The 12,676-nt window shown below is 70.3% G+C and carries 12 protein-coding genes; 8 read left to right on the forward strand and 4 right to left on the reverse strand.

Annotation, left to right across the window (positions count from 1 at the left end):
- Positions 1-50 precede the first annotated feature (50 nt).
- From ribH to NLI01S_RS13605, 4 genes are all read left to right on the forward strand, one after another.
- Complete coding sequence (gene ribH / locus NLI01S_RS13590) at positions 51-524, forward strand: 6,7-dimethyl-8-ribityllumazine synthase (RefSeq protein WP_067604317.1); 474 nt, start codon at positions 51-53, stop codon at positions 522-524.
- A 94-nt stretch (positions 525-618) separates the two neighbouring features.
- Complete coding sequence (locus NLI01S_RS13595) at positions 619-1,080, forward strand: PH domain-containing protein (RefSeq protein ID WP_067604319.1); 462 nt, start codon at positions 619-621, stop codon at positions 1,078-1,080.
- Positions 1,081-1,456: 376 nt separating this feature from the next.
- Positions 1,457-2,623 carry an XdhC family protein gene (locus NLI01S_RS13600; RefSeq protein WP_067604321.1) on the forward strand — a complete coding sequence of 389 codons (1,167 nt, stop codon included), beginning with the start codon at positions 1,457-1,459 and terminating at the stop codon, positions 2,621-2,623.
- 125 nt (positions 2,624-2,748) lie between these two features.
- Positions 2,749-3,369: a nucleotidyltransferase family protein gene (locus tag NLI01S_RS13605; protein WP_084392579.1), complete on the forward strand. Its 621-nt coding sequence runs from the start codon at positions 2,749-2,751 to the stop codon at positions 3,367-3,369.
- Between the two features lie 38 nt (positions 3,370-3,407).
- Here the strand turns inward: NLI01S_RS13605 and NLI01S_RS13610 are convergent, their stop codons facing one another.
- The 4 genes from NLI01S_RS13610 to NLI01S_RS13625 all read right to left on the reverse strand — a co-directional run bounded on the left by NLI01S_RS13610 (position 3,408) and on the right by NLI01S_RS13625 (position 8,453).
- Entirely contained in the window at positions 3,408-4,334 is a 927-nt protein-coding gene (locus NLI01S_RS13610) for an aldose 1-epimerase family protein (RefSeq protein ID WP_067604323.1), read from the reverse strand.
- A 98-nt stretch (positions 4,335-4,432) separates the two neighbouring features.
- The gene (locus NLI01S_RS13615; RefSeq protein ID WP_067604408.1) at positions 4,433-7,138 is read right to left on the reverse strand and encodes a protein kinase domain-containing protein; all 2,706 of its coding nucleotides are present in this window, start codon (positions 7,136-7,138) and stop codon (positions 4,433-4,435) included.
- Between the two features lie 220 nt (positions 7,139-7,358).
- Positions 7,359-7,667 (reverse strand): DUF2470 domain-containing protein, encoded by a 309-nt coding sequence (locus tag NLI01S_RS13620; RefSeq protein ID WP_067604325.1) that lies wholly within the window; start codon positions 7,665-7,667, stop codon positions 7,359-7,361.
- 243 nt (positions 7,668-7,910) lie between these two features.
- A complete protein-coding gene (locus tag NLI01S_RS13625; RefSeq protein ID WP_067604327.1) occupies positions 7,911-8,453 on the reverse strand; it encodes a YceI family protein in 543 nt (180 codons plus the stop codon).
- Between the two features lie 160 nt (positions 8,454-8,613).
- On the opposite strand from NLI01S_RS13625, the gene NLI01S_RS13630 reads away from it, so the two are divergent.
- From NLI01S_RS13630 to aroC, 4 genes are all read left to right on the forward strand, one after another.
- Positions 8,614-9,090 carry a MarR family winged helix-turn-helix transcriptional regulator gene (locus NLI01S_RS13630; protein WP_067604329.1) on the forward strand — a complete coding sequence of 159 codons (477 nt, stop codon included), beginning with the start codon at positions 8,614-8,616 and terminating at the stop codon, positions 9,088-9,090.
- 225 nt (positions 9,091-9,315) lie between these two features.
- Positions 9,316-10,023 carry an SseB family protein gene (locus tag NLI01S_RS13635; protein WP_067604331.1) on the forward strand — a complete coding sequence of 236 codons (708 nt, stop codon included), beginning with the start codon at positions 9,316-9,318 and terminating at the stop codon, positions 10,021-10,023.
- Positions 10,024-10,114: 91 nt separating this feature from the next.
- Positions 10,115-11,044, forward strand: a complete 930-nt coding sequence (locus NLI01S_RS13640; protein ID WP_067604333.1) for a prepilin peptidase — start codon at positions 10,115-10,117, stop codon at positions 11,042-11,044.
- A gap of 298 nt (positions 11,045-11,342) precedes the next feature.
- Entirely contained in the window at positions 11,343-12,524 is a 1,182-nt protein-coding gene (gene aroC, locus NLI01S_RS13645; protein ID WP_067604410.1) for a chorismate synthase, read from the forward strand.
- Positions 12,525-12,676: the final 152 nt, after the last annotated feature.

Consider the following 12,676-nt stretch of genomic DNA (forward strand, 5'->3'; position numbering starts at 1 on the left):
GCCGTCGGGCGGGCCCACAGCATGTTCGTCATCACGTGGAAAGGCCGGTCATGAGTGGTACAGGACGTCCCGAACAAGAGCGGGTCGAGGCCGGGGGGCTCTCGGTGGGCATCGTCGCCACCAGGTGGAACGCCCCGATCATCGAGCCGATGCTCGCCAACGCCCTGGAGGTCGTCAAGGAGTCCGGGGTCTCCGATCCGGTGGTGGTCCACGTGGCCGGTGCGGTGGAGATCCCCGTCGTGGCACAGGAACTGGCCAGAAAGCACGACGCGGTGATCGCGCTGGGCGCCGTCATCCGTGGCGGTACCCCGCACTTCGACTACGTGTGCCTGGCGGTCACCCACGGGTTGACGGAGGTGGCCCTGCGCGAATCCACCCCCGTGGGCAACGGCGTGCTCACGTGTGACACCCTGGAACAGGCGCGTGACCGTGCCGGCCTGCCGGGAAGCGCCGAGAACAAGGGTGCCGAGGCTGCGTTGGCCGCCCTGGACACGGCGGTGGCCCTGCGCGGGCTGCGTCGCTGAACCACACCCTCCTCGTCGGTGCGCGCCATGGTCGTATCCCAGCAGGACCGTGTGGTCACGGATGGAGCAGTCGGTGCGGACGAAGGAACAACCTGTGGACGAGGCGTCGAAGCGGCCCGAGCTGCCGAGGACCTGGCGTCCCCGGACGGTGCGTTGGGTCGCCTACGGGATGTGCGTGCTGATCGTGGGGACCATGCTGGTGCTCGCGATCGTTCTGCCCAGTGACTGGCGGGCACTGGACCGGTTCATGATCGTCGGACTGGGATTGGTCATCGCCGCCGGGCTGCACATGCTGGGTCGTCCGCGGCTGATCGCCACCGAGGACAACGTGGTCGTCATCAACGGGATCCGCACCCACCACCTGGCGTGGCCCGAGGTGCTGGACATCCGCATGCCGGTGGGGGAGCCCTGGCCGAGCGTGGACCTGTCCGATGGCACCTCGCTGCCGGTGATGGGGATCCAGAGCACCGATGGCGATCTGTCCCGGCGCAACCTGGAGGAGTTCCGTTCGATGCTGGGCCGGGGCGAGGCCGCCGAGCCGAGCCGGCCCGGCTAGGCAGTGTTTTTTAGAGCCTCCGCCGGCGCTTCGGCGTGTTCGGGCGCCCCAAAAAGTCAGGAACCTTCGGTGCCTACGGTGTGATCCTCGTTCCTCGGATCCCACCTACGACACCTCCCCGGGTTTGCAGAAGACAGGGCCTGACGGCGCTCGAACGGGTGACCCCCCGTGGTTCCCAAAACAGAACCTAGTCGCCGGTTTCGATCACCGGTCGCCGACCGCCGTGACCGGGCCTCTTCGTAGAAGCAACCGAATCGAGCCCTCGTTTCCTGGAGGAACGGGGGCTCTTCGGTGTTGTGTGGGGCACATAGGTTGGTACCGAGTCCGGCGGACCTCGGGATCGACCCGCCGGGAGGAAGTCTGGAAGAGGTGCCGTGTGCGTGATATCCGAGCGACCGTGTCCGACCTGTACGCCTCAGGTGAGACCTTCGCGATTGCCACGGTGATCGACACCTACAAGAGCGCGCCCCGGGACGCCGGGGCGGCCATGCTGGTGAGCACCTCGGGTGAGGTGACGGGCAGCGTGTCCGGGGGCTGCGTGGAGGGCGCCGTCTACGAGGAGTCCTTGGAGGCCATCCGCACCGGAGACCCCGCGCGCCGTACCTACGGCGTGAGCGACGACGACGCCTTCAGCGTGGGGCTGACCTGTGGCGGGACCCTGCACATGTTCGTGGAGGCGATCAGTAGGGAGACCTACCCGCAGCTGGGCGCCGTGTTGGCCGCCATCGACGAGCACCGGCCGGTGGCGGTGGCCACCATCGTGTCCGACCCCTCGGGGCCCGGGAGGGTGGGCCGCCGCCGAGTGGTGTGGCCCGACGACGCCGAGGGAGATCTGGGCCCGGGAGGGGAGCGCCTGGCCGACGCCTTGGACGACGACGTGCGCGGCATGCTCGCTCAGGGCAGCACGGGTCTGTTGCACTACGGCGTGGACGGGCAGCGACGCGGTGACGAGTTGGAGGTGTTCGTCCAGTCGTTCGCCCCGGCCCCTCGGATGCTGGTGTTCGGTGCGATCGACTTCGCGGCGGCCGTCGCCGACCTGGGTACCTACCTGGGCTACCGGGTGACGGTGTGCGACGCTCGGCCGGTTTTCGCCACCGCCAAGCGTTTCCCCACCGCCGAGGAGGTGGTGGTCAAGTGGCCGCATGTGTTCCTGGACGAGATCGCCGAGGAGATCGACCGGCGCACCGCGATCTGTGTCCTGACCCACGACCCCAAGTTCGACGTGCCGGTGCTCAAGCGGGCGTTGAGCACCGAGGCCGGGTACATCGGTGCGATGGGCTCACGCCGCACCCACGAGGACCGGTTGGATCGACTGCGCGAGGCCGGTGTCTCGGAGGAGGCCCTGGAGCGGTTGCACTCGCCGATCGGACTGGACCTGGGAGCGCGCACACCCGAGGAGACCGCGGTGTCCATCGCCGCCGAACTGGTGCGGAGCCGGTGGGGTGGCAGTGGGCGCGCCCTGCGCGAGACCACCGGACGCATCCACCGGGACACCCCGGTGTCCCCGCTGGTTCCGGCCGGATTCGGTCACCCTCAAAGGTGAACCGAAACTCCTTTGCTGATGAACGCGCAGATCAGAGTGGTGATCGCGACGCGGGGTAGCGAAAATCCTCCACCGGCTCCTGAAGGCGGCCCATGCGCGGCTTCGACGCGTGGCATCATCGCGTCATGGCTATCGGGGAAGCGGAGGGCAGAGGGGTCGAGTACAGGGGGAACGTCGCGGGATTGCTGTTGGCGGCCGGCTCGGGTAGCAGACTCGGCCGTCCCAAGGCACTGGTCGAACTGGGCGGCGAACGCCTGGTCGACCGTGGGGTGCGCACCCTGGCGGAGGGAGGCTGCGCCTGCGTCATGGTGGTCCTGGGCGCCGCCGACACCACGGTCGACGGCGCCGTGACCGTGCACAACCCCGACTGGTCCACCGGAATGGGTTCGTCGGTGCGGACGGGTATCGACGCCCTCCCCGACACCGTCGACGCCGTCCTCGTCGCCCTCGCCGACCAACCGCTGATCACCCCCGAGGCGGTCCGCCGTCTGGTGGAGGCCTTCGAACAAGGTGCGCGCGCGGCCGCGGCCACCTACAACGGCAACCCCCGCAATCCGGTGCTCCTGGGCCGTGAACACTGGTCCACGGTCTACTCCATGGCCGAACGCGACGTGGGGGCCCGCCCCTTCCTACGCGCCTACTCGCACGTGGTGACCACGGTGCCCTGCGACGACGTGGCCAGCCCCGAGGACATCGACACCGCCGAGGACCTGGCGCGGCTCAGTGAAGTGCTCGACCGCGCCTGAGGGCCCGGGTGCGACCCGTGGCCCGGGCCCCGTGGGACTCAGCCCGCCCGCGGTTCGGCGAGGACACCGAAGTCGTGTTCCACGCTCTGACCCGGGGACAGCACCAACAGGTCGGTTCCGCTGTTGAAGGCGTCGGGCGGACAGGTCATGGGCTCGGCCGCCAGGTGGGCACGGTGCGCGTCCCCGCCCAGGGTGTCGGCGCTGAACAGTTGCAGCCAGTCGTATCCGGCGCCCGCCCACAGCGCCACCCGGTGCTCGGGGCCGCCGAGCCGTACCCAGGCACGTCCGCGCTCGTCCCGCCGTAGGTCGGTGAAGGCCGTGTCCAGCACCGTGTCGCCCAGATCGCGGCCGGGTGGGAGCAGGTCGAACCCGCCACCCGCCACCGGTACGGGTGCACCCGTGGGGATGAGGTCCTCGTCGGTGGGCAGGCTACTTCCGGCGTCGGCGGACACGGTGAGCACGCCGCGCGCGGACAACTCGTCCAGGGGCCTGCCCAGGGTGAGGTAGGGGTGGAACCCTACACCGTAGGGAGCGTCGCGCTCCCCTGTGTTGACGGCTTTCACGCTCACGGTCAGTCCCTCGGAGGAGAGCCGGTATCGGGTGGTCAGCTCCAGCGGGAAGGGGTAGCCGGGCGTGCCCTCGAAGGCCAGCCGCAGGGTCACCTCGTCCTCGCGCGCGTCGACCGGGCTCCAGTCCTGGTCGTGCACCAGGCCATGGATGGCCGAACCGGTCTCGGGGTTGTCGATCGCCAGGCGGTATTCGGTTCCCTGGAAGGTGTAACGCCCCCCGGCGACGCGGTTGGGCCAGGGAGCCAACAACTGGCCCTGGAACGCCTGGGGCCCCTCCACCCGGGTATAGGGCCACACCAGGTCGTGGCCGCGCCAGGTGAGGGCCTGCAAGCCCGCACCGATCCGGTCCACTCGCGCTCGGTAGTCACCCGAGCGCAGTTCGAACGCCTCGCCCACCTGTCCGCCTTCCTCATCGTGGTCCGGCCCGCGCCGAACCCGGCGATCTTAGCGTGACCGGTACGGACCGGCGGAAACGCGGGTCGGTCGATACGCGGTCATCCGAGGATGGTGTCCAGCGGGATGAGAAGACCCGACCCGAGGGCGAGCAGGCCGGTGGACATCAGGACGATCACCATCAGGACCGAACCTCCCACGGCCAGTCGGAACGCGGCCAGTCGACGACGCGCCTTCACCTTCTCCCTCGCTGAGGTGCGCCCCAGGTACAGCAGGGCCACGGCCAGCAGGACCGGGAACCACCAGGAGGCGCCCATTCCACCCGGCAACGACCCGGTCAGGGCGGCGGCCCCGTCGCTCAGCGGGTTGGTGCCGAAGTCCAACAGTCCGGTGTAGGCGTCCACCACCATGGGGCTGTCGGGGAAGAAGCCCTCCTCGGGGCGCAGTGCCCGCCCCAGCCCGTCGACGAGTCCGAGCAGGGCGGCCGGGTAGGCGAACCTGCGACAGCGTCCGGCCCGCATGGCCCGCTGGATCTGCCCCATGGTCCGCTCGACCCGACGGGAGTCGCGTTCCTGTCGACGCGCCAGCCTGCGCTGTTCCTTGGGGGTGACGGCGTCCTGTGGGCGGGTGGGGTCGTGCGGAACGGCCGGGTTGTCGGGGCGGGTGGCGGCCTCGGCCCGACGTTGGTTGACCGATGCCGCCTTCTCCTTGGTGTTGTTCCACTTCTCGCGCGCCGAGCCCGCCAGGGAGGCCCACCGGTCCTGACGGCGGGCACGGCCGTCGGCGCGCTCGCGCTCGGCGATGATCGCGCCGATCCGGTCCGCCTCGGGCAACAGGAGAAGGGCGGTGAGCATCGCCGAACGTGAGGTCAGCGGGTCGCCGCCGTCACGCAGCGCGGAGCGGCGCAGGTCCGACCACCAGGGCGCGTTCGGTGCGGAGCTGCGTTGCCGGGGGTGCCAGGACCGGCGGCGAAGCAACGACCGGTGTCCGGAGGCCGTCTCGGGGACCAGGACCAGCTCGACGGCGCGCGCCCAGGTGGTGTCGAGCTCGTGCGCGGCGGGTCGGCGTGGCGAATCGGAGTCCGAACCGACCAGACCGTCGACGGTCTCGTGGACGCGGTGCATCAGCAGTGGAACCTCGTGCTGGACGCGCTCCAGTAGCGCGCAACGGCCCGAGCCGCCCGAGCGACAGGTGGGGTGCGGGCACCAGTGCTGGGAACCGAGTCCCACCACGCCCGACTCCACGGCCTCGCGCACCACCGAGTGTCGGCTGGCGTCTCCGGTGGCCAGGGTCAGTAGTCCGTCGGCGCTGATCTCGTGGCCTCGGAACCTGGGCGGCATGCCGGGCACGTAGCGGGCGGCCAGGGCGCTGATGGCCACGTGCGCCAGGTCGGGGCGCTCGTCCAGGCCGGTGAGGTAGGAACGGTCGAAGGTGTAGTCGTTGACCTCGCGATCCAGCCAGGTACGCAGCTCCGACCAGTGGCTGCGTAGCCACAGCGCGCCGGTGTCGGAACGGTCCAGCAGGTCGAAGGCCAGGCTGGGCGGGTCCTCGTGGGTGGCCCCGGCGAACGAGATCGGGCGCAGCCTGCGTGCGGTGCGGATCCGGGGCCGCTCGCCGGCCAGCCACGCGGCGACCTCGTCGTGTCCCCAACGGGCGGCCGGCGTGGGCGCGAGCAGACCTCGGGCCAGCAGCCGCCAGCGTTCGTCGGTGATCGCCGAGATGTCGACCTCGGTGTTGCGGGCGGTCAGCCAGTTGCCGCCGCGCTCGGGTCGGCGGCCGGTGACCAGCTCGTGCACCATCACACCCAGCGACCACCAGGCGGCGGGTGCCTCACGCCGGCCTTCGATGACCTCGGGGGCGGCGTAGTCCTCGGTGATGGCCTGTCCGCCGTAGACACGACTCATGGTGGCACGCACGGCGCCGCCGAAGTCGGTGAGCGCGACCACCGGTGGGTCCAGGTCGCGTACCAGGAGGTTCTCCGGCTTGACGTCGGTGTGGTTGTGCTGGAGCTCGGCCTGCCAGTGGTGCAGACAGTCGGCGACGGAGCGCACGACGGCCTCGGCGCGTGCGTCGTCCAAGGGTGCTTCGTCGATGATCTCGCGCAGGGTTCCGTGGGCGAAGTACTCCTGGGCCTCCCAGGCCAGGTCCTCGCCCCAGGAGCTGGCGGCGGTGCCGTACCCCTGGATGGCGGGTGTGTGGGGGGAGGCGGTACCGCGTGCTCGCAGCCGGTCAAGGAGCTCGCGGTTGATGTCGTGGCCGGGCCGGTACACCTTCAGGGCGAGTCGGCGTCCCGGGGAGTCGGTGGGTTCGGCCAGGTAGACGACGGCCTCACCACCGGCGCCGAGTCGGTCCAGGACCTGGTAGCGGCGGCGCAGCTCGGCGGGTACGGCGTAGTCGAGGTCACCGGCGGGACCGATGACCACGCGCGAGGCAAGGCGGGCGATCCAGTCCAACAGGGGGCCGAAGAGCACACGCCACCAGGGGGTACGGCCGGAACCATCGGAACCGGGCCGGGAGCCGCCGGACGAGGGTCGTCGGACCCGGGTGGCGTCGACCCCGGTGGGAGGCGCGGCGGGGGAGTGGCCCGCGGACTCGGGCGGAACGACCCGGGTGGCGTCGGCGCCGGCCGGCGGTACCACGCGGGTGGGGGACTCGTCGGGTCGCGGCTCCGGGGGGCGGGTGGCTCCCGGCCGGAACACACGTGTGACCCAGCGCGTGGCCCCCGTCGGGTTGACGCGGGTGGTGGGTGTGACGGGGTCGATCCGTCGGGTCGGTGCGTTGTCGTCACCGGGGTCGGGCGTGACCATCGAGGCCGGATCCATCCTTCGAGCGGCGTGGCTGTACGGGCGTCCGGGGGAGGGAACGTCCCTTCCAGGCTAGGTCGTACGCGTGCCCGAGCGGAGGGGCGCCCCCACCCCTTGCCGGCGGGGCGTGCACGCCCCTTCCCCCGTTTTTCGGTTGGACTCCGCCGGGGCCGTTCCGGTTCCCGATCCGGTCCGGGAAATCACCTTCGGAAGGTGCCGCGGGTCAGTGCTCGCGGCGCGGGGAGAGGCCGAGCCTCAGGCAGGACTCCCGGTACATGCGCACGACCTCCCAACGGATCTGAGCGCGTTCGGTGAGCTTCTCGCCCCAGGGCACGCGCATCGTGCGTTCGGTCCCGTCCACGATGATCACGTAGTCGCCGCCCTCGGCGTCCAAGCCCACCATGCGGGCCGCGGTGGCGTCGGGTTCTCCACCCAGACCACGGCAGATGACGAGGGTGTCCTCGGGGTGGTCGTCGTTCATGTGGCGGGTGACGGCGTCGACGACCTCGGGGGAGAAGGGGTTGGACGGCACGGTCGGGGCTCCTGTCGATGGTGTACGCACGAAAAGGACGGAGGAGGGCCGGGCCGGCCCTCCTCCGTCGACGATATCCGAGGCCTCTCAGGGTTATGACGTGGTGTCGTCAAACCTGGGGCGGTGGCCGCTCCCCCGCGCGGCCACGCCCGGACATCGTTCCCCGAGGTCGAAGGAGCCTCGGGGGACCCGGCCGGTGGCGGCCGTCGGATTCCGGGCCGGGACGTCCCCCGTCGAAGACGATCAGGCCTGGCGAGTGAACTCGGCGTCGATCTCGATCGTGATCTTGTCGCCGACGACCACGCCGCCACCGTCCATCGGCATCTCGATGTCCACGCCGAACTTCTTGCGGCTGATGGTGGTGGTGGCGGAGAAGCCCGCGCGGTCCAGGCCATAGGGGTCGAGGGTGGAGCCGTTGAACTCCAGGTCCAGCTCGATCGGGTGGGTGTTGCTCTTGATCGTGAGCTCACCCTTGAGGACGAAGTCCTCGCCCTTGGCCTCGATGCCGGTGGAGCGGAACTTGAAGTCCGGGTTCTCGTCGACACCGAAGAAGTCGGCGGAACGGATGTGGGTGTCACGGTCGGTGTTGTCGGTGTTGATCGAGCCCGCGTCGATGGTGGCCTCGACGGACGCCTTGGTGGCGTCCTCCGGCACCGTCAGGGTGGCGTCGAACTTCTCGAAGCGACCGCGGACCTTGCTGACCATCATGTGGCGGACCGAGAACCCGACGATGCTGTGGGCGCTGTCGATCTTCCAGGTGCCGGGCTTGAGTTCCTGAGTGGCCATGGTGTTTCTCCCTGTGTCTGTGGACGACCCGGTTCGGGGGTCGAGGTTCCTGCGATCAAGTGCTTTGCTCGGAGCAAGGTGCCTTAGAAGTATCTTCCTGGGAAGTAGCTTAGGGGATCGTTCGTGGGTTGGCAAGCCCCTCCCGTTAGAATCGGCGAATATGGACAAGGCCTGGCTCGACGCCGAAGAACAGCGGGTCTGGCGCGGGTTCCTGCGGATGAACTCCTCGATCTACGAAGAGCTCGAACGTGACCTGCGCGACCGTGACGGGCTCACGCTCACCGAGTACGGGATCCTCGCCCACCTGTCGGAGATGCCGGACCGGCGCATGCGCATGCGCGACCTCGCCGACACCGTCATCGTGTCCAAGAGCCGGCTGTCCCACCAGATCGCGCGCCTGGAACGCGACGGGCACGTTCGCCGCGAGGCCTGCACCGACGACCGGCGGGGCTTTTGGGCGGTGCTCACCGAAGCGGGCGCCGAAGCCCTGCGCGTGGCCGCGCCCGGGCACGCGACCCGAGTGCGCTCCCTGGTCTTCGATCGGCTCACCCCCGAACAGCTCGACGGCCTCCGTGAGATCGTCCGGGCCCTCGGGGGGACTCCAGAAGGTCCTCCCGACGGAAGCCCGGGTCGATAGCGGATCCGGCGGGCACCTGATCGCACCCACGGCCACTTCGGGCCTACTTCGGCGAACCACTGGCCCGCACCGCCCACTCCTGTGAAGCTGGACCGGGGCCGGCGCACGAGTGAGGGGACGGCCCCGTACGGTGGCCGTCCGCGGCCGGAGGAGGGGAGAGGTCACATCGTTCTGTCCGACAAGCGTTCCCATGACGGACGCGCATCCCAGGTAGAGTCGGGGCCCGTGAGCAGACCATCCATCACCGGCGCCCAGAACTTCCGCGACGACGACGGTAGCGCCGATCCGGTAGTCGAGGCCCGGCTGCGCGACCACGCCGCAGGCAAGATCGGCGACCGTCAAGTCCTGGCCGCGCTCAGCGACTCCCGAGTGCTCATCCCGGTCGTGGCCGTGGCCACCGAGACCGAAGAGGGGGTGGACGGCCTCACCAAGGACAAGAACAGCGAAGTCGCCATCCCCATCATGACCGGCAAGGACGGTCGCCGGGGAGTGCTCGCCTTCACCTCCGTGGACGCGGTTCGGCGCTGGCGTCCCGACGCCCGGCCCGTTCCGTTCACCGCCCAGGACGCCTGCCAGGCCACCCTGGAGGAGAACGCCGACGCGCTGGTCCTGGACGTGTCCGGCCCGGTGCCACACACCATCCAGGGCCGCTTCCTCACCATGCTCGCCGAACAGGGCGCCGTCCCAGAGCCCAAGGACGACCCCCAGGTGCTGGCCCTGATCTACCGGGTGACGCACGCGGAGTTCGGCATCGAGCGCGTACGCATCCACTCCTCCGAACGCGGCGACATCGGCATCCGCCTCGAACTGGACGAACGCGACGACGAGTCGCTGCGCCGGGTCGCGGAACGACTGTCCACCGAACTCGAGCACGTGCTGCCGGGCGGGATCGAACTCAGCGCCGTGGTGCGCGCCCGACGCGACCGGGAGTGAGCGGGGACGGACCGGGCGCGTCCCCTCCAGGGTCGTCCACAGGCTCGCCGAGGCACTGTGATCCCGGCGCCGGGACGGGTAGTTTCCGATCATGTCCACCCCCTTGGTGCTGAGCCCCACCCTGACGCTCTGGTCGATCCCCGCCGCCCTCACACTGGGCCTGGTCGGTCTGCTCGTCGGACGCGCCACCGGTCGATTGGTGCACCTGTTCGGTCCGGCCCACCCCCACCCCGAACCGGTCCGTCCCGCGTCCGTGGGACCCCCGGGTCAGGACGGTGCCATACCGGGGGCCGTCGCCGAAGAAGGCGCGCTGGACGAGCAGGACACCGGTCCTCCGCCACCACGATGTCCGCACTGCCACACCGAACTGTCGTTCGTACGTGGTCTACCGGCCGTGGCCGCCCGCGAATTCCGACGCCTCGGACGCTGCCCCTGGTGCGAACGGGGCGTGGGCCCGCACGCACCGGCCGCCATCACCACCGCCGTACTGTTCGCCCTGATCGGCGCGGTCTTCCCCCACCACCTACAGGGCTGGTCCCTGTTCGGTCTCGCGGCGGTCCTGTGGTTCGCCGCCCTGGGCGCCCTGTTGTCCGCCATCGACCTGCGGGTGATGCGCCTGCCGGACGCCGTCGTCGCCCCCGCCTACCCCATGGCCGGGTTGCTGCTGGCCGCCTCGGTGCTGCTGCCGCCCAGCGGCCCGGACCTGCACCGCGGTGCCCAGGCCCTGGTCGGAATGGCGCTCGTCACGGTCCTGTACTGGAGCCTGTGGCGGGTCCACCCGCGCGGGCTCGGCTTCGGCGACGTCAAACTGTCCGGACTGACCGGTCTGTACGCCGGCTGGGCGGGGGGACCGGTCGGCGCGCTGGTCGGCGCGTTCTGGGCCTTCGCCGCCTTCGCGGTGGTCGGCCTGGTCCTGTTGCTGCTACGCAGAGCCGGGCGCTCCGATCCCCTGCCGCTCGGGCCGTTCATGATCGCCGCCACCCTCGCCACCGTCGTCGCAGGTCGACCACTCATCCCCTGAGCTGTGTTGTTTCGGGGCCTCCGCCGGCGCTTCGACCCGTGTTCGGGGCCTTTGCAGATGCTTCGGGTCTCAAGCAACACGACATCGTCGTCTGCGCCCGCCCGTCACCCACCACCGCCCCAACGGAGCGCTGACGCGCACAGGCACGAATCAAGCTCGTTCCTCGACTCCTCTTGCGCGGTGTTGAAACGAACCCGGGCTCTCCGCCCCCGAGCAACCCCTTGTGGCGCACCGAACAGGAACCTAACCCGTATCCCGGGTGCCACCTCGGGTCATGATCCGTGGGAGGATCGTGCACATGTTGCGTTGGCTGACCGCGGGGGAGTCCCACGGACCGGCACTCGTCGCGATTTTGGAGGGCCTCCCGGCCGGCGTGTCCGTCACCTCTGACGACATCGCCGCCGCGCTGCTCCGACGCCGCGCCGGGTACGGTCGAGGCGCCCGGATGAAGTTCGAAAAAGACCAGGTCTCCGTCATCGGAGGCATCCGACACGGCCGTACCCAGGGGGGACCGGTCGCCATCGAGGTCGGGAACACCGAGTGGCCCAAATGGGAGAAGGTGATGTCGCCGGACCCGGTTCCCGCCGAGGAACTGGAGAGCCTGGCGCGTAACGCCCCGCTGACCCGGCCCCGTCCCGGCCACGCCGACCTCGTGGGCATGCAGAAGTACGGGCACACCGAGTCCCGACCCATCCTCGAACGGGCCAGCGCCCGCGAGACCGCGGCGCGCGTGGCCGTCGGTGAGGTCGCTCGACAATTCTGTCGCCAGGCGCTCGGCGTCGAGATCCTCAGCCACGTGGTCTCCATGGGACCGGTGGCCGTACCCGAGGGCACGCCCGAACCGGGCCCGGAGGACCTCGCCGCGATCGACGAGGACCCGTTGCGCTGCTTCGACGCCGCCACCAGCGCCCGCATGGTCGAGGAGGTCGACGACACCAAGAAGTCCGGGGACACCCTGGGCGGAGTCGTCGAGGTGCTGGCCTACGGACTGCCGCCCGGCCTGGGCAGTCACGTGCACTGGGACCGTCGTCTGGACTCCCGTCTGGCCGGTGCCCTCATGGGCATCCAGGCGATCAAGGGCGTGGAGGTCGGTGACGGTTTCCGCACCGCGGCCCGCCGCGGTTCCGAGGCCCACGACGAGATCGAGCCCGGCCCCGACGGTGTGCGCCGTCGCACCAACCGCGCCGGCGGCGTCGAGGGCGGCATGTCCACCGGTGACCCGCTGCGGGTGCGCGCCGCGATGAAGCCCATCGCCACCGTGCCCAACGCGTTGGACACCATCGACGTCGAGACCCGCGAGCCCACCAAGGCCAACCACCAGCGCAGCGACGTCACCGCGGTCCCGGCCTCCGGCGTGGTCGCCGAGGCGATGGTGGCCCTGGTCATCGCGGAGGCCGCCATCGAGAAGTTCGGCGGCGACTCGGTCCCCGAGACCGCCCGCAACCTCCAGAGCTACCTGGACTCGTTGACGATCCGCTAGAGGAACGACCCGGCCCACCCTCCCACCCGGAGGGCGGGCCGGCCCTCGACACCGTTCGTACTCGCCCGCGAGGGCTTTCTGCTAGACAAGAGGACGAACGGCAGCGACTTCCCCTCCCGCGTTCGTGGGAGGACGTGACCCCCGATAGGTAG

Source organism: Nocardiopsis listeri NBRC 13360, from assembly GCF_001570765.1.
GTDB lineage: Bacteria > Actinomycetota > Actinomycetes > Streptosporangiales > Streptosporangiaceae > Nocardiopsis > Nocardiopsis listeri.